The following is a 20,202-nucleotide window of genomic DNA, read 5'->3' on the forward strand; positions in this document are numbered from 1 at the left end:
CGGAGACCGATATGGCATTTGAGCAAGAGACTCTCAGACAATTTATCGACACCGTACGTCGCTACGTGCGAGATCGCTTAATCCCTCTGTGTCTGGAAGCAGCTCAGGCGTGAGCGTTTTGATGTCGCGCGCTGCATTGTGGAGCGCTTGATGCGTCAGGCCGGTTTGCAGGGCATACAGCGAGGTCAGTCGGTGCGCATAACGGTGCCGGCCTACAAGGCTGGCTGTCCGCTGGATCGTGTACCGCGGCACTTCCATGCCGACCGACCCAACCAGCTGTGGGTATCGGACTTCACCTATGTGTCGACCTTGCAAGGATGGCTGTATGTGGCGTTCGTGATTGACGTTTTTGCGCGGCGCATCGTCGACTGGCGAGTCAGTGACCGACTTCGTGCTGGATGCTCTGGAACAGGCACTGTATGCCCGGCAACCGCACCGCGCCGGCAGCCTGATCCACCACAGCAACCGTGGCAGCCAGTACGTCTCGATTCGCTACACCGAGCGATTGACAGAGGCCGGTATCGAGCCCTCGGTTGGCAGTAAGGGCGATAGCTACGACAACGCTCTGGCCGAAGCATTCAACGGGCTGTACAAGGCCGAGTGATACACCGTCAATCATGGAAAAATCGCGAGGCCGTTGAGATGGCAACCTTGAAGTGGGTGCACTGGTACAACCACCAGCGCCTGCTGGGCTCAATTGGATATATCCCGCCTGCGGAGGCTGAGGCAAACTTCCATCGGCAACAAGCAGGTCAGGCCCAGCCTGACTTAAACGAAACGGCCTCCACAATAGCCGGTGCGATTCAGTACCCCGAGCGACCTCGCTGCTTATGCTTGTTGACCAACCAGCGTCGGATACGGCGCTCCGTGTAGGTTTGCAGGATCTGGTAGCTTTTGAGCACCGGGCCTTGATCGAAGTAACCGGCCCAGTCCCGAATGATCGAGTTGAGTTCAGCTATCCGATTTTCCGCCGTGTCCCACGTCATGCTGATCGCCGTTTCGTCGTGGATTTTACCAATGATCGCCTTCATCGCCCGCTTCGCAGGCTTGGTGCCGATATAGGGAAACTCTGAAAAAGACTTCCCGAATCTGGTGAAATACGCCCATCCGTTTTTTCGAGCAAACCAATGAAGCAGATCTCCTTCGCCGATGCTGAGTACGCTGGTAAGCGTAAGCAAACCCGTCGTGAACGCTTTCTGATCGAGATGGATCAGGTGGTGCCGTGGAAGGGCTTGATCGCTTTGATCGAACCGCATTACCCCAAAGGTGAAGGCGGACGGCCGTCATATCCGTTGATGGCGATCTTGCGAGTGCACCTGATGCAGAACTGGTTCGGCTACAGCGATCCGGCGATGGAGGAGTCACTCTACGAGACCACGATTTTGCGCCACTTTGCCGGGCTGAGCCTGGAGCGCATCCCGGATGAAACCACCATCCTCAACTTCCGCCGCCTACTGGAGAAACACGACCTGGCCGCCGGGATTCTGGGCGTCATTAATGATTACCTCGGCGACCGCGGCTTACTGCTGCGCCACGGCACCATCGTCGATGCCACGATCATCCATGCGCCCAGTTCGACCAAGAATAAGGAAGGCAAGCGCGACCCTGAGATGCATCAGACCAAGAAAGGCAACCAATTCTATTTCGGCAGTGCGACCTGAAAGTCGCATGGGTTTCTGTTCCGCAGGTTAACGCCCGACGGAACCGACTGTTCCACCACTCGTTCCCTACCCAGACAGGCGTGGCCGGTAACAGCCGGGTCTGAAGCTCTGGGGACAATGTAACCGCCGATATTTCGGTAGGTCGAACCGCGAGGCCAGACTGAATCTGCCAGCATCAAGGCGGAGAGGTGCTAGGGATGAACGGGTACGGCTAACACAAGTGAACCTCATATAAACGTCGTCATAGTAGCCAAGCCAAAGATGCTGACAGGCTTGAACCAAAAAAGGTGCGCGGCCAGGCAGGGGCTCTTACCGATAGCCCCTCGTGGATGTGGTGCCGCCGGCGAAATCGAGGAGCCCGGCCCGTTCGGAAATCCATGCGGAACAGGGTAAGCCCGTAGCGTTGCCGATTTCGGCAGGTGAGCTGTAAAGCAAGCTGTTGATGCTGCGGGTAAAGGAATGTGGAAAAAGCGAAGGTCACCCTGTAATGGGGTGAATACAGATTGAAACATCATCTGGCGCGAAAGCGAGCAGACTTCCACACGGTCTTCCATGGCGAGAAAACCTGATCAATCGTTGTACGGAGGAAAGCAGATGGCAGTGCTCGCACCCAATGCGCAAGCAACGGCGAGCACTGGTGCGCCTTCGAACTTCATATCGGCCTGGCCCCAACACTGGAACCAGATCGAGTCGCAAGTGAAACGACTCCAGGTACGTATCGCCAAGGCAACACGAGAAGGCAGGTGGGGCAAGGTGCAAGCCTTGCAACGACTGCTGACTCGCTCGTTCAGCGGCAAACTGTTAGCCGTGAAACGAGTGACGGAAAACAGAGGCAAGAGAACACCGGGCGTTGATGGCAAGATCTGGTCGACTCCGGTGGCCAAATCGACGGGAGCACAAGCGTTACAGCATCGGGGCTATCGGCCTCAACCGCTGAGACGCATCTACATACCCAAAAGCAATGGCAAGAAGCGTCCGCTGGGAATTCCAACGATGCGGGATCGTGCGATGCAGGCGCTGTGGAAACTGGCATTTGAGCCGGTTGCCGAAACGCGTGCAGATCCCAACTCCTATGGATTTCGGCCGCAGCGATCCACTGCCGATGCAATCGCACATTGCTTCAATGCACTGGCGAAACGTGGTTCGGCGCACTGGGTACTGGAAGGTGACATTCGAGGCTGTTTCGACAATATCAGTCACGATTGGCTGCTCACCAACGTGCCCATGGATAAGGTGGTTCTGCGCAAATGGCTTCGAGCGGGGTATGTCGATCAGGGAGCCTTGTTCGCAACGGAGGCAGGAACCCCGCAAGGGGGAATCATAACAGCGGAAACAATAGAGCAAACTCTCGAGTAAAATGGGGCTTGCGCATTAGCCGGGATTGCCTGGGCCCCGGGTTTGCGGGATGTCCGGATGTCGGGATTACCCTCGTCATCGATGTCGTCACCTCCACCGACGGGGAGCCTCAGCCATGACCCGACAGCCGCGCAACTGGCGCGTTCGCCTGGCTTTCGAGCCGAATCGATTCTCCGCCGAGCAGTTGGAGCGGGTCTATGAGCAGCTGAAGCCGACGGGCGCGCGTACCACGTCGGCGCCATCGAGATCCCAGCCTGCAGCGACAAAACGCACGAACGCGAAGCGGGGTGGGCGATGAGCGATACCCGGATGGTGGCGCTGTATGCCCGCGTGTCTTCGGATCAACAAGCCAAAAGCGGCACGATCGAAAGCCAGATTGCCGCGTTGAAGGAGCGCATTGCGGCCGATGGCGAGCAAATCGCCGAGGACATGCGCTTTATCGATGCGGGTGTCAGTGGCGCCACGCTGATTCGCCCGCAATTAGAACGGCTGAGGGATCGCGCGGCACTCGGCTTGATCGAGCGTCTCTACGTGCTGTCACCGGACCGCCTATCGCGAAAGTACGCGCACCAGGTTCTCCTCATCGAGGAACTATCGGCGTGCGGCGTCGAGGTCGTGTTCCTCAATCACGCCATCGGCGCGACCCCGGAAGAGGCGCTGTTGCTGCAGATGCAGGGCATGATCGCTGAATACGAGCGCGCCAAGATCATGGAGCGCAATCGTCGCGGCAAGCTTCATGGCGCGAAGCGCGGCAGTGTCAATGTGCTCTCGACGGCGCCCTATGGCTATCGCTACATCCGCAAGCAAGCCGATGGCACGCCGGCGCAGTATGTGATCGACCTGTCACAAGCGGCGACGGTGAGACAGATCTTTGCCTGGATTGGCGTCGAGCGTCTGAGCATCGGTGAAGTGGTGCGGCGTCTTGCCGAGGCGTGCGTCCCGACTGCATCGGGCAAACCGCACTGGGACCGCAGCGTCGTGTGGGGGATGCTGCAGAATCCGGCCTATATGGGCCGAGCGGCCTTTGGCAAGACGCAGGCGCGCGATCCCTTGCCCCGCGTGCGTGCACCGCGCCACAGCGCCGACACGCCCAAGAAAGGCTATTCCGCAGTGCGCACCGAACCGAGCGGCTGGATCGAAATCCCGGTGCCGGCGATCATCAACGAGGCGTTGTTTCTGGCCGTTCAGGAGCAACTCGACGAGAATCGCAAGTCGGCGCGGCAACGCCACCACGGTGCCGTCTACCTACTGCAGGGCCTGACAGTCTGCGGCCAGTGTCATTACGCCTATTACGGCAAAAAGGTCAGTAAAGCGGCGGGCAAGGGCCGCCAGCACTATGCCTATTATCGTTGCATTGGAACCGACGCCTACCGCTTCGGCGGCGCACGCCTCTGCGACAATCAGCAGGTGCGGACCGAGCGGCTCGACGAACTCGTGTGGCAGCAAGTCGTCGCGCTGCTGGCCCATCCTGACCGACTGAAGACCGAGTACCAACGCCGCCTGGACGTTCTCGAACAGACCGAAAGGGAGAGTGCCGATACGGCGGCGCTGGAGAGACAGAAGCTCCATCTGGAGAAAGGCAAGTCACGGCTCATTGACAGCTATGCGGAAGGGGTGATCGATAAAGCGGACTTCGATCCGAAGATTCGGCAGCTGAAGATCAAGCTCGAACAGATTGATCATCAGATCGAAGAGTCCCGGCGCCATGAGGCAGGACAATTCGAGCTGTTTCTCGTGATCAATCGTCTCGAAGAATTTGCCGCCGCCGTCAATGGCCGATTGAGCACGATCGACTTCGCCACGAAACGGGAGATCATCCGCGCGCTGGTAAAACGCATAGAGATCCACAAAGAAGAAATCATCGTCGTCTTTCGGGTCGACCCGGATCCGGGGTTCAATGCCGGCGAGGGCTCGCCGGATTCACAAGCGGGGGAGCAAAGTATGCAAGATCGTACGCGGAGTAATCTCTCCGGTACTTGCGAATTGGACGCTGGATGGCCTGGAAGATGTCGTCCATGCAAGCGTGGCTTCGACAGCGCGCAAGCGTAAGCCATTCAAGATACACGTCGTACGATATGCCGATGACTTCATCATCACAGGGGCCACGCAAGCTGTTCTGCAACATCAGGTTCGTCCTGCAATTGAGGCGTTCCTGAAACAGCGTGGACTGGAACTCTCTGATGAAAAGACTCAGATAACGCATATCTCACAAGGCTTCGATTTTCTGGGCCAGAACGTACGCAAGTACGCCGGCAAGCTACTCATCACTCCGGCTCGCAAGAGTGTGAAGGCATTGCTGGATAAGGTGCGGGAAATCGCGAACGCAAACAAGGCGGCGACTCAAGCTAACTTGATCTTGACCCTGAACCCGGTAATCCGAGGATGGGCCATGTATCATCGCCATGTTGTCGCTGCCAAGCGTTTCGCATGGATCGACCATCAGATTTGGCAAGTGTTATGGCGCTGGGCAGTTCGTCGGCACGCCATGAAAAATGCCCATTGGGTAAAACAACGCTACTTTCGTGTCGTGGGTCAACGGCACTGGGTTTTCGCCACTCAGGGGAAAGCGCGCGGCTTGAGTCAACCCACTTGGCTGTATGCCGCCGCCAGTGTTTCGATCGTGCGGCATATCAAAATATGCAGTGCAGCGAACCCGTTCGATCCGGCATGGACGTTTTACCTTGAGCGCCGAAGAGCGCATCGTCAGGTTGCCCAGTCTTACTCAGGCTGCTGGAAGGCTTGAGCCGTATGAGGGGTGACTCTCACGTACGGTTCTTAGGGGAGGCAGGAGTGGTAACACCCCTGCTTTACCCGACTGAAAGCGCACATTGGTGTGGATGCCGATTCGGGCCTGGTGCACAGCGTGGTTGGTACCGCCGCCAATGTGGCCGACGTGACTCAGGTCGACCAATTACTGCATGGGGAGGAAACTCACACGGCCGGTGATGCCGGCTACACCGGTGTCCACAAGCGGATCGAGCATAAAGGCCGGAAAATGATTTGGTCGATTTCCGCCCGACCCAGCTCGTACAAAAAACACGGTAAGAGATGCCCGATTGGCCGAGCGAAACGCAAGATTGAATACGCCAAGTCGCAGGTGCGTGCGAAGGTCGAGCATCCGTTCCGTGTGATCAAGCGCCAGTTCGGCTACACCAAGGTGCGCTTTCGTGGCTTGGTGAAAAACACAGCCCAGCAGGTCACGCTGTTTGCGCTGTCGAACCTGTGGATGGTGCGAAAACAGTTAATGATCGCAGGAGAGGTGCGCCCGTAATGCGGGGAATGAACCCTGCGAAGCGCTCCTCAAGGGAAAAACTATGTATTTGAAGGTTGAAAATGATCCGATTTTCGATTGAGGCTCTGTTTTTTCGAGTTATTGAGAAAAACGCCATGGAAATCGCGACTATTTCAGACCTTCCTGTGCGACACGAAGCTTTACCTGTCATTGTCCACCTATTCCGTGTTTGGAATGGTAGCGGACTCGCTGTGCGACCAGCGATAGCCTAACAAGACATGCATCACTGGTAACGGTGGGGTGTGAAGCTCTTGTGACAATGTAGCCCCTTGATTGATGGTGTGTATTCGCTGCGAGGTGAAGCACAGATGCTCGGAGCCGTACCGGGTTGAGGCGCTAGGCTGGCCAGTATGAGCAACGTAAGTGAACTGCTGATAAACGCCGTGACTGAAAACATGCCAAAACGGCTGACAGGCATGAACCAAAAAGTGTGGAGTCGGTTATTTCTGTGGGATGTGGGAATACGTCGTCATCAGACTTCCGGCAAAAAGGCAGGCTCTAACCTGGACGTGTGACAGGTAAGGAACGTGGTAAGCCCGTATTGCTGCCCTTGTGGCAGGTGAACCGTAAGGTGAGCTGTTGGCGGTGCGGGTATGGGATCGCAGAGAAAGCGAATGCCGGGCTGTAATGGTTCGGATAGGGGTTGGAACATTACTCCACGGGAAACCGGGCAGACTTCTGCGTGGTCGTTGAACACATGAGCGAAGATGAGGTTGGGCCTGAAAGGGTGCAGGTCAGCGCGTAAGAGCATGGGTTTCCCATGTCCGCGGCCTGAGTCCGTATAGCGGAAACTGACCAGCTCAGAGCGGATTGTGAAGATCCATCTGTACCCAGAAGCAATCAAGGCAGATAGATCGGCTCTTGATCGGGCTTACAACGGCTTGAGCCGTATGCGATGAAAGTCGCACGTACGGTTCTTAGGGGGCCCTAGCAGCCTGTCGGACTTGAATTCACGAGGGAGCATCAGTAGCGAAGGTAAAGCGATTCGCTCACTACTCGGGCGTTTTCGGGCGTTTTTTGCCCGAATTTTCTGAGATCGAGCGGATTTAGCCCATCTTTACCTGCATGGGGCGGATTTGTGGCGCAAAACGGCCATGCGTTTCAAATTCCAGGCCAGACAAACCAGGCGCCATTCCCCGCTCACCTTGTCCATGCCCCGCAGCAGAAACTGACGAAATCCCATGACCGATTTGATGATGCCGAACACTGGCTCCACCGTCTGTTTGCGCAGCGCATAGAGGCTGCGTCCCGGCTGACTCTTGAGTTTGTGCGCCATGCGTTGTTGGGCCGTGGCGTCAGCGTCGAGCGGTGTCGGCTCCTCGAAGCGTGCCCGCCAGCCCGGGTGATGATCGTCGCGCGCCACCGCCAGGTAGGGTTCGATACCGGCCGCCTCGCAGGCGGCGATGTTGCTTTCGCTGTTGTATCCACAGTCCCCGAGCATCGCCTGGACCTGGCCCAACGAAGCCGGTAGCGCCTTGAGCTTGGCCAGCATGGGTACAACTTGTTGCTTGTCGTTGCCCGCCTGGGTGAGATCCTGGGCCACTACCAGCAGCGTGTCGGTATCCACCGCCGCCTGGGCGTTGTAGCACTGTTCGAAGCCACCGCCGGCCACCCGCATGATGCGCGAGTCTTCGTCGGTGAGATTGATTTGCTCGTGCGCCGCAGGCCCTTGCACCGGGGCTTTCGGCGGCTTGCCGGTTTGTGCAGTACGCGCCGCACGCTTGGCGAGTTTCTCTTGGTAGGCGGCCTGATCCTGTTCGAAACGCACGCGGGCGCGCGCCTCGATCTTGGCCTTCGCGGCGTCCATGGCAAGCAAGCGGTCTTGCCGGCGCTTAATCTCGTCGGGCAAGTCGATGCCGTCGGGGAGCTCCGCCTGGTCGGCGCTCTCGGCCAGTGCCAGGAGCTCCTGCACTTCGGCCTTGAGCTGGCGCTCGAGCACCTGAATATGGCCATAGGAAAGTGCGCTGTGGCGTGAGGCGTTGGCATGCAGCTTGGTGCCGTCGAGGCTGATGGTGCCGAGCTTGAGCAGCTTCATTTCGCTCGCCAATTCCAGCACCTGGAGGAAGATGCCGGCCAACTCGTCGAGGAAGCGGCGGCGGAAGCTGGCCAGGGTATCGTGATCGGGGTGGCTACCGGCGGCCAGATAACGGAAGGCGAGCGAGTCGTAAGTGGCGCGTTCGATCTTGCGACTGGAAAAGGTCCCGCTGGCATAGCCGTAGACCAGCAGGCTGAGCAGCACCTCGGGGTGGTAGGCGGCGCTGCCGCGTCCGCCATAAGCCCGGGTGAGTGCGCTCAGGTCGAGCCGTTCGATGGCTTCGAGAATGAAGCGGGCCAGGTGGTCTTCAGGCAACCATTCGTCCAGCGATGGCGGGAGCAGGTAGTCGGTCTTGCGGTCGATCGGGCGAAAGCGGCTCATGCGGGGGCGTCGGCTGGGCGGTGCCGGGATTATCCTCGAATGAAGCGAGAAAGTCCGACAGGCTGCTAGTGGACTGTTTGGTTAGTCCAATAACTTATTTTTGATTGCGGTGAGCTTTGCGCGATTAACAGAGCTGATGATGGATTCAGCCGTTTTGTTCCAGCGAAATGGCTTGGCTGAATGTTCATTATGGGCCTCGATAAAACGGCGAATTGCCGCTTTCAGATCAGCCACGCTGCTGAACGCATCGCGATACAGCGCCCGCCTTTCCAATTGAGAAAACCAACCCTCAACGGCGTTCAACCATGAGGCGCTGGTCGGCGTGAAGTGCAGCTTGAAGCGGGGATGCTTCTCCAGCCACGCCTTGACGGTGGCAGTCTTGTGCGTCGAGCTGTTGTCCAGAATCAAATGCAGATCCAGCTCGGCAGGCGTCGCGCGGTCGATCTGCCGAAGGAACTCAAGAAACTCTTTGGCCCGGTGTCGTTGGGTAATGCGACCGATGACCTGGCCCGTCAGGATGTCGAAGGCGGCATACAAACTGGCCGTACCGTGACGCTTGTAGTCATGCGTCCTGCGTTCAATCTGACCCGGCTTGAGCGGCAGCATGGGCTGGGTGCGATCCAGCGCCTGGATCTGGGTTTTCTCGTCCACTGACAGCACCATCGCATTGTCAGGCGGGTTCAGGTATAGCCCAACCACATCGACCACTTTGTCAGCAAAGTGTGGGGCGTTGCTGATCTTGAAGGTTTTCAGCCGGTGGGGCTTGAGGTCGGCAGCGGCCCATACCTGGGCGACTTGCCAGACGGTAACGCCCACGTATTTGGCCATCAGGCGCAGGCTCCAGTGAGTCGCCTCACGCGGTACACGCTGGGTCGTCAGGGTGAGGATTTCCTTAATCTTCGCCTCGTCGAGCTTGCGTGGATGTCCGCTACGCGGGAGATCGCTCAGCCCATCGAGGCCAGCTTCCTGATAACGCTTGCGCCATTTGAATACGACTGGCGACGAAATTTCCAACCGATCACTGACCTGATTGGGCGTGAGGCCGCTAGCCAGCAACAACAGAATCCGGGCGCGTTGGCCAATGTTTTGAGGCAGAGATCCCATGCACAACCAGCTTTGCAGCGTCTCAACATCAGTGGGTTTTAAACAAAAAGAAGCCGCTGGTCGAGCCATGCTATATACGCCGAAAGGAGGGATGCACAGTATATTTGTTATCCCTCTATAGGTAAACGAACTTTACGGACAGTCAACTAGCCATGCATCTGCGTAAACAGTGATCACGCAACGCTCAAGCATCCAGGTGAGCGAACCCCGATCGACAGCCAAGGCCCGTGATAGCTTTGCTGGAGTCGAGGCCATCGAAAAACCGGCCTGCCATACCTTGCTGCCATCACACCCGAGCCTTCGCCATGGCTGACGACCATCCCTTCGATGTGGCCGCCGCAGGCCATGTCGTGCGGTGTTTTCACGTTCATCTGGCTACATTCATGCGCCAAACTATTTGGCGGTTGTTAACGGTTACATAAATCCGCATATATCCGGCGAAATAGCGGCTGCTGAAAGCCGCATGTAGATATCGAGTTTTCGGGCGGTGCGGTCGGGTGCTTGATGGCGGATGGCACAACGGGGCCGCGTGGGCCCCGTTGTGTGCATGGGTCGGTCGATTCGCTGCGATCAGAACAACTCGTCGTCGTCGGCGGCGGCGGGCGGCGGCTGGTACTGTTCGCGATAGGCTTCTATCAGCCGCAGGTCGTACAGGGCCCAGATGTGCTCGCGCAGCTCGTCGAGCAGATCGATAACGGCCATCGCCTGTGTGGGAAGAAAATAAAGTGTCATCCGTATAAATAAAGTTTCATCCTTTCGCCGATTAAGCAGCCATCTGCATGTAAAAAGCTGGAATCTGCGAGGCATTGGTATCGGAAAGGATGATACTTTAGCGATGGACGGCACCGCTGGAGGCCAGGAAAAACGGGACGCTTAGGATGAAACTTTATTTTCATCCAACAGCCTGCTCAGCGCTCCAGTCGGTGGGGATCGTGAAGGGTTTCATCGGGTGCTGGGGGTGCATGGGGGACCTCACTCGCTCGTCTTGCGCCGGGTTGGCGGTGCGCTTACGTTGTTCGGCGCGTTCGCGCGCTTACTTGAGCCGATACGATTCGCCTTCGATGGCGATGATCTCGGCGTGGTGGATCAGGCGGTCGATCAGCGTGACGACGCAGGGCGCGTTGGGGAACACCTGGCCCCATTCGGCGAACGGCCGGTTGATGGTGACGACGGTGGACTTGTGTTCGTAGCGACGGCTGACGATCTCGAACAGCAGGTCGGCGTGGCGGTTGCTGTAGGAGACAGGTAGCCGATCTAGTCGATCAACAGCAGTTGCGGCCGCGCGTAACGATTGAGCCGGCGCTTGAGCGCGCCATCGCCGCCTTGGGCGGCGCCGGCGGTGGTGAACAGCACGGTGTGACCTTTGACCACGGCCTGATGCGCGATGTTGCGGGCAATAGTGCTCTTGCCGACGCCGTTGGGGCCGATTAGCACGGCGTTGCCCGCCTCGTTCATGAGCTCCAGCCGCAGCAGCACCGCGATTGCGGCGAGGTCGCAGTGTTTTGGCCAGTCCCAATCGAAGTCGGCCAGCGGTTTGAAGCGGCCGAGCTGTGCGCTGCGCAGCCGGCGTTCCTGCGAGCGCCGGCCGCGTTCGGTCTCCTCCCAGGCCAGCAGCGGCTCGACCCAGGCGGCATCGGCGAGGTCGGGCGGACAACGGCGCACCGATGAAATCGGTGACGCTGCTGAGCAAGCTGTACGACCTGGGCATCACCCCATCGCGCGGACGCCCGCGGGTGAGCAACGACAATCCCTACTCAGAATCGCTGTTTAGAACCCTGAAATACTGCCCGCAATGGCCGCAGAATGGCTTTGCCGATTTGGACGCAGCACGCAGCTGGGTGCGCGACTTTATCCGCTGGTACAACCATGAGCACCGCCACAGCCGCATCCGCTTCGTGACCCCGGCGCAGCGCCATCGTGGCGAGGATCAAGAGGTGCTGGCCAAGCGTCATCTACTGTACCAGCAGGCTCGTCATAAACACCCGCATCGCTGGTCAGGTGCAACGCGAAATTGGCAACCTGTCGGCGCCGTCACGCTCAACCCAGAGCGGGAGCAGCCGGCACTGAAAATAGCAGCTTAAAACACGGTTCACGCGACAACTACCTTGCAAAACGCCGGGTGCGCCATTGTCCGAGTGCAGCACCAAAGGTTGGCCCGCGCAGCGCTCGCCGAGCACGGTACGCTGCATCAGTTCGGCCGCACGCTCGCCGCTTTCGTGCTCGTAGACCTCCCAGCCCACGGCCTTGCGGCTGTAGATGTCCTCGATCAAATACTTCTTCCTGAAAATCAAGGCTGCCTTCCCCGGGAAAGCGCGATGAACCTTATTTTTTACATCCATGAATTGCAGTTGAACGACGATACTCAGTGGGCGTAATGTTGAAAAAGCTTCGGAAGAGGCGCGTCATGTGGCTCTGGTCAGAGAATCCGCTACTGGCAGCGATAACCTTCAACGGCATATCCTGGCGCGCAAGTAGCCGCTTTGCATGCTCAATCCGTTGCCGCATCACATAGGCATGCGGCGAACAGTTGAACTCGTTTTTAAATTTCCGGATGAGACTGAATACGGTGAGGTGTGTCAGCCCGGCCAGATCCTCAAGTGAAATGTTCTGCTCGATGTTCTCTTTCACATATTGGACAAGGAGCCCGCACTGTGCCGACGAGAGCCTCCCATAGGCGCGATGCTCACGAAAAATGATGTTCGCGTAGCGACGCAATATATGAATACACAATTGGTTTTTCAGCGACTCTACGTAGAGTTTCCCGCCAAGCCCGTCCTCTTTCAATTCGTGTTCAAGCATCGCCACCAAGGTTGGTAGAACCGGATCTTTGGTGCTGACCAAATCGTACATTTCGATATCCTTGATGTCGCGCTCGAACACCTCACCTGCGACACGCGCGACGGCGGCTTGTGTCAGGTACAGATGGGAAACATCGATCGGTTTGTTCCAGCGCCATTGCGATTGCTCGCCACGGGTGAGAATCGACATGACGCCGGGCTCGACTGTTTCGGAATGCCATCGCCCGCTGCTACGCCGACTCATCTCGGCTATGCCGCGTTTATAGATGACGATCATAAAATCACGCATCTCTGGTATCGCAACGTCCAAATCGGAGTAGCGATACCCGGCGGCGGCAAAAACTGAGTGCAACACCTGACCTTTCCGGTAGGGTGTTGCCATGTCTTATCACGAACTCAGCGTTGAAGAACGCTCCGATATCCAGGTCAGTCTGCTGCGTGGCATGAGCCAGCGCGCCATTGCCCGAATGCTCAACCGCAGCCCCTCAACGATCAGTCGCGAGATCCGTCGCAATCGTGATGCCCGGGGTGAGTACACCACCCAGCATGCCCAACAAGCCATGCGCGATCGTCGATTGCCCTGCCGGCCCCGGCAAAAGCTGGTGCCCGGCAACGAATTGTTCGAGCTGGTCGCCCACCTGCTGCGACAGCGCTTTTCTCCCGAGCAGATTGCCGGCAAGCTGCGAACCATGAAATCCCCAAGCTTCGAAGACGCCTACGTCTGCCGCGAGACGATCTACAACGCGATCTATGCCCTGCCGGTCGGCGAACTGCGCAAGGAGCTGATCATCTGCCTGCGGCAAGGCAAAACCTCCCGCCGTCCGCGTTCTGGCGGCGTAGATCGCCGTGGCCAGATCCCGGACATGGTCAGCATCCATGTGCGTCCGCCGGAGATCGAGGATCGCGTGATGCCGGGACATTGGGAGGGCGACTTGATCAAGGGCAAAGCCAACGCATCGGCCGTGGGTACGCTAGTCGAACGCACCAGCGGCTACCTGATGCTGGTGAAGATGCAAGACGCGACGGCGACCTCGGCCGTGGAAGGCTTCAGTTCGGCGCTGAACCATATGCCGCTGGCGGCCCGCAAGAGCATGACCTACGACCAAGGGCGGGAGATGGCGCGTCACGCGGAAATCACCCAGAAGACCGGGGTGGCAATTTACTTCTGCGACCCGCACAGCCCCTGGCAGCGCGGCAGCAATGAGAACATCAACGGACTGATCCGCCAGTACCTGCCCAAGGGCACGGATCTGTCGGTGTGCAGCCAAGAGCAGTTGGATGCGATTGCCTACGAGTTGAACATCCGACCGCGTAAGCGCTTCGGTTTCAAGTGCCCCATCGAGGTCATGACCGAGCTGATGGCCAAGCATCACGAGGCTCCCGCCTCAATCCAGTAACTGTGTTGCACTCAGCTCCTGCAACCGCCCCCCTTAAGCGCCATGCCTTCCCAAGATAAGGGAGCACTGTCCAAGGTGAGGTCACCCGGAATCCACTGTGGTATTTGTTCTGGTGAGATCAATTCTTTCATATTAATGTCTGCTCCTTATGCCTCCAAGTGAGCTGGAGCCAATGCTCTCTCGCATTATTTTTCCACGCCATCAGAGACTTTCTTGTATTTTTGGTTTTTCAGACTTTTGTAAGGCTAAAGAAATTGTCTTTTTCAGTATGTCAATTCTATGTTTCAAATGCTTTAGCCCTGACACACGCATGCTGCTTGAGTATGCACAAATAGCGCATGCGACCTGGGGGGCCATTAAACCAGCCCCCAAGTCGCACTCAATGGCCAGGGTCGACCTGTATCAGACGGTCAAAATCAGCTCTGGAACCGCTTCGAACAAATCGGCCACCAGACCGTAATCAGCCACCTGGAAGATCGGCGCTTCTTCGTCCTTGTTGATCGCAACGATCACTTTGGAGTCTTTCATACCCGCCAAATGCTGGATCGCCCCGGAAATACCGACCGCAATGTACAGCTGTGGCGCAACGATTTTGCCGGTCTGACCGACCTGCATGTCGTTGGGTACGAAACCTGCGTCGACTGCGGCGCGCGAAGCACCCACAGCAGCACCCAGCTTGTCAGCCAAGGCGTACAGGTGTTTGAAGTTCTCGCCGTTCTGCATGCCACGACCGCCGGAAACGACGATTTTGGCAGCCGTCAGCTCTGGACGATCGGACTTGGCCAGTTCTTCGCTAACGAAGGTGGACTTGCCAGCATCGTGAGCAGCCGAGACCGCTTCAACAGAAGCCGAACCGCCTTCAGCCGCCACCGGATCAAAACCGGTAGCACGCACGGTGATCACTTTGACCGCAGCCGAAGACTGCACTGTCGCAATGGAGTTACCGGCATAGATCGGACGCTTAAAGGTGTCAGCACTTTCAACGGCGATGATCTCGGAGATCTGATCGACATCCAGCAGCGCGGCAACGCGTGGCAGGGTGTTTTTACCGTTGGACGTAGCAGCAGCCAGGATGTGGCTATAGGACTTGCCCAGTTCCACGATCAGTGGTGCAACGTTTTCCGGCAACTGATGGGCATAGGCCGCATTGTCGGCAACCAGCACTTTCGAAACACCAGCGATTTTCGCTGCTGCTTCGGCGACTGCGCCAACGTTGGCACCGGCCACCAGTACGTGAATATCACCACCGATTTTTACAGCGGCAGCCACGGTGTTCAGGGTTGCCGGGGCAACGACACCATTCTCATGTTCAGCAATAACCAAGATAGTCATTTAGATTACCTTCGCTTCGTTTTTCAGTTTCTCGACCAGTTCAGCCACCGACTTGACCTTGATGCCTGCGCTGCGGGTAGCCGGAGCTTCAACTTTCAGGGTTTTGGTCGTGGAGGCGGTAGAAACGCCCAAAGCGTCCGGAGTCAGCACTTCAAGAGGCTTCTTCTTGGCTTTCATAATGTTTGGCAAGGAGGCGTAGCGTGGCTCGTTCAGACGCAGGTCTGTGGTCACGATCGCTGGCAGGTTCAGGGACACCGTCTGCAGGCCGGCGTCGACTTCACGCGTGACGCTGACTTTGTCGCCAGACACTTCGACTTTAGAGGCGAAGGTGCCCTGGGCGAAGCCGGTCAGCGCAGCGAGCATCTGCCCGGTCTGGTTGTTGTCGCTGTCGATGGCCTGCTTGCCGGTGATGACCAGCTGCGGCTGCTCCTTGTCGACCACGGCCTTGAGCAGCTTGGCGACGGCCAGCGAGCCCAGTTCCTCGTTGGACTCGACCAGCACGGCGCGGTCGGCGCCGAGGGCCAGGGCAGTGCGCAGTTGCTCCTGGGCGGTGTTGGCGCCCACGGAGACGGCGACGATTTCAGTGGCGATGCCCTTTTCCTTGAGGCGCACGGCCTCTTCCACGGCGATTTCGCAGAAGGGGTTCATGGACATTTTCACGTTGGCGAGGTCAACGCCGGAGTTATCCGCCTTGACGCGGACTTTGACGTTGTAGTCGGCCACGCGTTTGATGGCGACGAGTATTTTCATGGCAGCCTCCAGAAAGGAAAGAGGGCCGGAGCGGCAAAGGCGGCTCCGGCGCAAGAGCAGCGTCAGAGATCGCCGAGTTGCTCGATGACACCTTGGGCCTTGAGCTCGGCAAGGCGGACGTCATCCAGCCCGAGACGGCGCTTGAGCACGTCATCGGTGTGCTCACCGAGTTGCGGTGCCGGACGCTGGTACTCCACCGGGGTGTCGGACAGTTTGACCGGGCTACCGACCATGCGGAATCCGGGGTTCAGAGCATGGGGAATGTCGACCAGCATGTCGCGGGCCAGCACCTGCGGCTCGTCCAGGGCCCGGCCGATGTCATTGATCACACCGACCGGCACCTTGACCGCATGGATTCTGGTAACCCAGTTGTCGGCCGTATCACTCAGAAAGTGTTCGGCCAGCTTCCCGACGAGCACCACACGGTTACGCACTCGATCAGCGTTCTTGGTGAACCTCAAGTCCCGGGGCAGTTCCGGCAAGCCGATAGCCTCGCACAACGCGACAAACTGGCTGTCGTTGCCGCAGGCGATGATGAAATCCCTATCGCTGGCGGAGAACACCTGGTACGGCACGATATTGACGTGGGCGTTGCCCAGTCGGCCGGGCGAGCGCCCGGTGCTGAGGTAGTTCTGGCTCTGGTTGCCGAGCATCGCCACCTGCACGTCCAGCAGCGCCATGTCGCAATGCTGGCCACGTCCGGTTTTCTCGCGCGCAAGTAACGCGGCCTGGATGGCTATGACGGAATACAGGCCGGTCATCACGTCCGACACTGCGACACCCACTTTCTGCGGGCCGGCCCCGGGCACGCCATCCTTCTCGCCGGTGATGCTCATCAGGCCGCCCATGCCCTGGATGATGAAGTCGTAGCCGGGCTCTTCCGCACGCGGGCCCGTCAGCCCGAAGCCGGTGATGGAGCAGTACACCAGGCGCGGATTGAGCTTCGCCAGGTTCTCGTAGTCCAGCCCGTACTTGGCCAGCGAACCGGCCTTGTAGTTCTCGATCAGCACATCGCATTCGCAAGCCAGGGCACGTACCAGCGCCTGGCCTTCGGGAGTCGCGAGGTTCAATGCCACCGACAGCTTGTTGCGGTTGGTCGATTGGTAATAGGAAGCTTCGGGACTGTCCGCGCCATCCGCGGTCTTCATGAAGGGCGGCCCCCAGCCGCGGGTGTCGTCGCCCACGCCAGGCCGCTCGATCTTGATCACTTCCGCTCCCAGATCCGCCAGCACTTGGCCGCACCAGGGGCCGGCTAGTACGCGGCTGAGGTCGAGTACGCGATATCCGCTTAATGCACCCATTTTTATCTCACCTTCTTTAGCTGCGCAGTCACACGCGCTCAATGACCATCGCCAGCCCTTGGCCGACTCCGATGCACAAACTCACCACAGCGTAACGCTGGCCGCTGCGCTGCAACTGCCGCGCAGCGCTCAGCGCCAGGCGCGCGCCGGACGCACCCAGCGGGTGGCCCACAGCAATGGCTCCGCCGTTGGGGTTGACCCGCGGATCGTCGAAGGCCACCCCTAGAGCGCTCAGGCAGCCGAGCACCTGGGAGGCGAAGGCCTCGTTGATCTCGATGATGTCCATATCCGCCAGGCCGAGCCCGGCCCGGGCCAAGGCCTTGTTGATTGCCTCCACCGGACCGACGCCCATGATGCGCGGCTCCACACCCACCGCTGCGGCCGACAGCACGCGCGCCATAGGCACCAGGCCATAACGCTCACCCGCTGCTGCGGACCCGATCAGCAGCGCGGCAGCGCCGTCGTTCACGCCTGAGGCGTTGCCGGCGGTGACCACGCCGCCCTCGGACAGCGGCTTCAGGCGTGCCAGGGCCGCCTCGTCGGACTCCGGCCGTGGATGTTCGTCCTGCTTGACCACGTTCGGCGGGGTCTTGCGTCCGGTGGAGACGCTCACCGGGACGATCTCGTCGTTGAAGAAGCCGGCCTGGCGGGCCGCCTCGTAACGCGCCTGGGAAGCGGCGGCGAAGCGGTCGGCCTGCTCGCGGCTGATGCCGTATTCACGGGCCACGTTGTCGCCGGTCTGCGGCATGCTGTCGTTGCCGAAGGCGGCGACGATCTTCGGATTTGGGAATCGTGCGCCGATGGTGCTGTCGTAGACCGTCAGGTCGCGGCTGTAGGCGGCTTCGGCCTTGGCCATTACGAAGGGCGCGCGCGACATGCTTTCCACGCCGCCGGCCACGAACAGCTCGCCCTCGCCGCAGGTCACCGCCCGCGCCGCGTCGATGACCGCCGCCAGCCCGCTGGCGCACAGGCGGTTGATCGTCTGTCCCGGCACCGTGACCGGAAGGCCCGCGAGCAGTGCGGCATGGCGCGCCACGTTGCGGCTGTCCTCGCCGGCCTGGTTGGTGTTGCCGAGGAGCACGTCCTCGATGGCATCGCCCGGCACCCCGTGGCGGTCCAGCAATTCACGGATCACATGCGCGGCCAGGTCGTCCGGACGCACCGGCGCCAGGGCGCCGCCATGTCGTCCGAAGGGCGTGCGCAGGCCGGCGTACAGGAAAGCATTGAGCATTGAAGGCTCCTTATTGAAGTGAAAGTGAAGACTCAACCCAGCGCCGGTTCGGCATGGCGCAGCGACAGGCCGAGGGCGGCCCGGCGGCGCAACCAGGGTCCCGGGCGGTAGCGGGCGTCGCCGGTCAGCGCGGTCATGCGTTCAAGAATCAGCAGCAAGCGCGCGGCGCCAACGCTGTCACCCCAGGCCAGCGGTCCCTGCGGATAACCCAAACCACGGCGCACGCCTTCGTCGAGGTCGTCCACGCTGGCGATGCGCTGCTGCACGATGTCACCAGCTAGGTTGACAATCATCGCCAGCATGCGCTGGGCGATGAAGCCGACGCTGTCGTTGATCACGGTAACCCCGACCCCGTCGCCAGCCAGCAGCGCATGGGCCGCATCGCGCATCGCCGGACGGGTTGCAGGGGACTGCATCAGGCAGCGGTGCCGCATCGGGTCGAGTAGCAGGTCGATGCACAGCGTCCGTGCCGGATCGGTGGCGAAGCGGGAGCAGGCGCTGGTCGCGTCGATGCCATAGGGCGCCAGCAGGCATAGTGCCTCGCACGACGGCGTGGTGCCCTGCTCAATGCGAGCGCCGAGCTGCTCCAGCAAACCGGTCAGGCATTCGCGGTCGGTGTCGTTCTCGGCACCAATCCACACCGGCGGCAACGCCTCCACTGTCGGCACCGCCTGCGGTACTGGCGGGTCGATCATTTGCCCGTCCTGGTAGCGGTAGAAGCCACGGCCCACCTTACGCCCCACATAACCGGCCTCGAGCATCAGCCGGGTCAGCGGCGAGGGACGGTAGCGCGGCTCCTGGTAGAACTGGTTGTAGATCGACTCGATCACCGGATGCGACACGTCCAGCGCGGTCAGGTCGAACAGCTCCAGTGGGCCCATGCGAAACCCCAGCCCCTCGCGCAGGATGCGGTCGACATCCGCCGGTTCGGCTACGCCTTCCCGGAGAATCTGCAGCGCCTCGGTGCTGTAGGCGCGGCCGGCGTGGTTGATGATGAATCCCGGGGTGTCCTTGGCGCGAATGCCGCGATGGCCCATGCGCGCCGCCAGCGCCTGCAGGCAGTCGCCCACCTGCGCGTCGGTGGCCAGGCCGTCGATCACTTCGACCACCTTCATCAGTGGTACCGGGTTGAAAAAGTGGAAGCCGGCCACCCGCTCGGGGTGTCGGCAGCCACGGGCGATGCTGGTGACCGAGAGCGACGAAGTGTTGGTCGCCAGGATGCAATCGGCGGTGATCACGGCTTCCAACTCGCCGAGCAACGCCTGTTTGGCATCCAGGCGCTCAACGATGGCCTCGACCACCAGTTGTGCATCAGCCAGTTCTTCCAAGGTGCTGGCCACCTGCAGGCGCTCCAGTGTGGCCTCGACGTCGGCGCCGCTGATCTTGCCCTTGTCTGCCAGCTTGCCGAGGGTGCGCTCCAGGTTGTCACGGGCGACCTGCGCAGCGCCTTCTCGGGCATCGAAGAGTTTCACCTGGATGCCGGCCTGCGCGGCGATTTGGGCGATGCCGCTGCCCATCACACCGGTACCCACGATGGCCATGCGATCGATCATACGAGTCATGT

At 59.6% G+C, this 20,202-nt stretch carries 13 protein-coding genes and 7 pseudogenes; 8 read left to right on the forward strand and 12 right to left on the reverse strand.

The window, feature by feature from the left end; all coding sequences use genetic code 11:
- Positions 1 to 90: 90 nt before the first annotated feature.
- Positions 91 to 756 (forward strand): annotated as a pseudogene (locus M1D87_RS27290) (IS3 family transposase); the annotation flags it as partial.
- Positions 757 to 803: 47 nt separating this feature from the next.
- Here M1D87_RS27290 and M1D87_RS27295 read toward each other — a convergent pair.
- A complete protein-coding gene (locus M1D87_RS27295) occupies positions 804 to 1,031 on the reverse strand; it encodes a group II intron maturase-specific domain-containing protein (RefSeq protein WP_144000662.1) in 228 nt (75 codons plus the stop codon).
- A gap of 96 nt (positions 1,032 to 1,127) precedes the next feature.
- On the opposite strand from M1D87_RS27295, the pseudogene M1D87_RS27300 reads away from it, so the two are divergent.
- The 5 genes and pseudogenes from M1D87_RS27300 to M1D87_RS27320 form a co-directional block, all read left to right on the forward strand.
- Positions 1,128 to 1,649 (forward strand): annotated as a pseudogene (locus M1D87_RS27300) (IS5 family transposase); the annotation flags it as partial.
- Positions 1,650 to 2,255: 606 nt separating this feature from the next.
- A pseudogene (locus M1D87_RS27305) lies at positions 2,256 to 3,014 on the forward strand (reverse transcriptase N-terminal domain-containing protein); the annotation flags it as partial.
- A gap of 297 nt (positions 3,015 to 3,311) precedes the next feature.
- A complete protein-coding gene (locus M1D87_RS27310; protein WP_223817457.1) occupies positions 3,312 to 5,066 on the forward strand; it encodes a recombinase family protein in 1,755 nt (584 codons plus the stop codon).
- A complete protein-coding gene (locus tag M1D87_RS27315; protein WP_263398595.1) occupies positions 5,017 to 5,760 on the forward strand; it encodes a group II intron maturase-specific domain-containing protein in 744 nt (247 codons plus the stop codon). Before M1D87_RS27310 ends, M1D87_RS27315 begins: the two co-directional genes overlap by 50 nt.
- 72 nt (positions 5,761 to 5,832) lie before the next feature.
- A pseudogene (locus M1D87_RS27320) lies at positions 5,833 to 6,288 on the forward strand (IS5 family transposase); the annotation flags it as partial.
- Positions 6,289 to 7,366: 1,078 nt separating this feature from the next.
- Here M1D87_RS27320 and M1D87_RS27325 read toward each other — a convergent pair.
- The 4 genes and pseudogenes from M1D87_RS27325 to M1D87_RS27340 form a co-directional block, all read right to left on the reverse strand.
- Positions 7,367 to 8,725, reverse strand: a complete 1,359-nt coding sequence (locus M1D87_RS27325) for an IS1182 family transposase (RefSeq protein ID WP_144000664.1) — start codon at positions 8,723 to 8,725, stop codon at positions 7,367 to 7,369.
- Positions 8,726 to 8,806: 81 nt separating this feature from the next.
- A complete protein-coding gene (locus tag M1D87_RS27330; protein WP_421091860.1) occupies positions 8,807 to 9,898 on the reverse strand; it encodes an IS630 family transposase in 1,092 nt (363 codons plus the stop codon).
- A 501-nt stretch (positions 9,899 to 10,399) separates the two neighbouring features.
- Positions 10,400 to 10,531, reverse strand: coding sequence for a hypothetical protein (locus M1D87_RS27335; protein WP_263398597.1), 132 nt, complete (start codon positions 10,529 to 10,531; stop codon positions 10,400 to 10,402).
- Between the two features lie 331 nt (positions 10,532 to 10,862).
- Positions 10,863 to 11,491, reverse strand: a pseudogene (locus M1D87_RS27340) (ATP-binding protein).
- Between M1D87_RS27340 and M1D87_RS27345 the strand changes: the two are divergent.
- Positions 11,476 to 11,910: pseudogene (locus M1D87_RS27345) on the forward strand (transposase); the annotation flags it as partial. The pseudogenes M1D87_RS27340 and M1D87_RS27345 sit on opposite strands and share 16 nt — an antisense overlap.
- A 36-nt stretch (positions 11,911 to 11,946) precedes the next feature.
- Here the strand turns inward: M1D87_RS27345 and M1D87_RS27350 are convergent.
- Positions 11,947 to 12,102, reverse strand: a pseudogene (locus M1D87_RS27350) (IS3 family transposase); the annotation flags it as partial.
- A gap of 49 nt (positions 12,103 to 12,151) precedes the next feature.
- Complete coding sequence (locus tag M1D87_RS27355; protein ID WP_421091861.1) at positions 12,152 to 13,009, reverse strand: helix-turn-helix domain-containing protein; 858 nt, start codon at positions 13,007 to 13,009, stop codon at positions 12,152 to 12,154.
- Between M1D87_RS27355 and M1D87_RS27360 the strand changes: the two genes are divergently transcribed.
- The gene (locus M1D87_RS27360; protein ID WP_008435491.1) at positions 13,008 to 14,024 is read left to right on the forward strand and encodes an IS30 family transposase; all 1,017 of its coding nucleotides are present in this window, start codon (positions 13,008 to 13,010) and stop codon (positions 14,022 to 14,024) included. The two genes, M1D87_RS27355 and M1D87_RS27360, sit on opposite strands and share 2 nt — an antisense overlap.
- A gap of 402 nt (positions 14,025 to 14,426) precedes the next feature.
- Here M1D87_RS27360 and M1D87_RS27365 read toward each other — a convergent pair whose 3' ends face one another.
- From M1D87_RS27365 to M1D87_RS27385, 5 genes are all read right to left on the reverse strand, one after another.
- Entirely contained in the window at positions 14,427 to 15,356 is a 930-nt protein-coding gene (locus M1D87_RS27365; protein ID WP_144000694.1) for an electron transfer flavoprotein subunit alpha/FixB family protein, read from the reverse strand.
- Positions 15,357 to 16,106, reverse strand: a complete 750-nt coding sequence (locus M1D87_RS27370) for an electron transfer flavoprotein subunit beta/FixA family protein (RefSeq protein WP_461241473.1) — start codon at positions 16,104 to 16,106, stop codon at positions 15,357 to 15,359.
- 62 nt (positions 16,107 to 16,168) lie between these two features.
- Complete coding sequence (locus M1D87_RS27375) at positions 16,169 to 17,407, reverse strand: CaiB/BaiF CoA transferase family protein (RefSeq protein WP_041506119.1); 1,239 nt, start codon at positions 17,405 to 17,407, stop codon at positions 16,169 to 16,171.
- Positions 17,408 to 17,435: 28 nt separating this feature from the next.
- A complete protein-coding gene (locus M1D87_RS27380; RefSeq protein WP_144000681.1) occupies positions 17,436 to 18,638 on the reverse strand; it encodes a 3-oxoadipyl-CoA thiolase in 1,203 nt (400 codons plus the stop codon).
- A gap of 32 nt (positions 18,639 to 18,670) precedes the next feature.
- On the reverse strand, positions 18,671 to 20,200 hold the full coding sequence (locus M1D87_RS27385) for a 3-hydroxyacyl-CoA dehydrogenase (protein WP_033962532.1): 1,530 nt from the start codon (positions 20,198 to 20,200) through the stop codon (positions 18,671 to 18,673).
- Positions 20,201 to 20,202 lie beyond the last annotated feature (2 nt).

The sequence above is a fragment of the Pseudomonas sp. SA233 genome, from assembly GCF_054792385.1.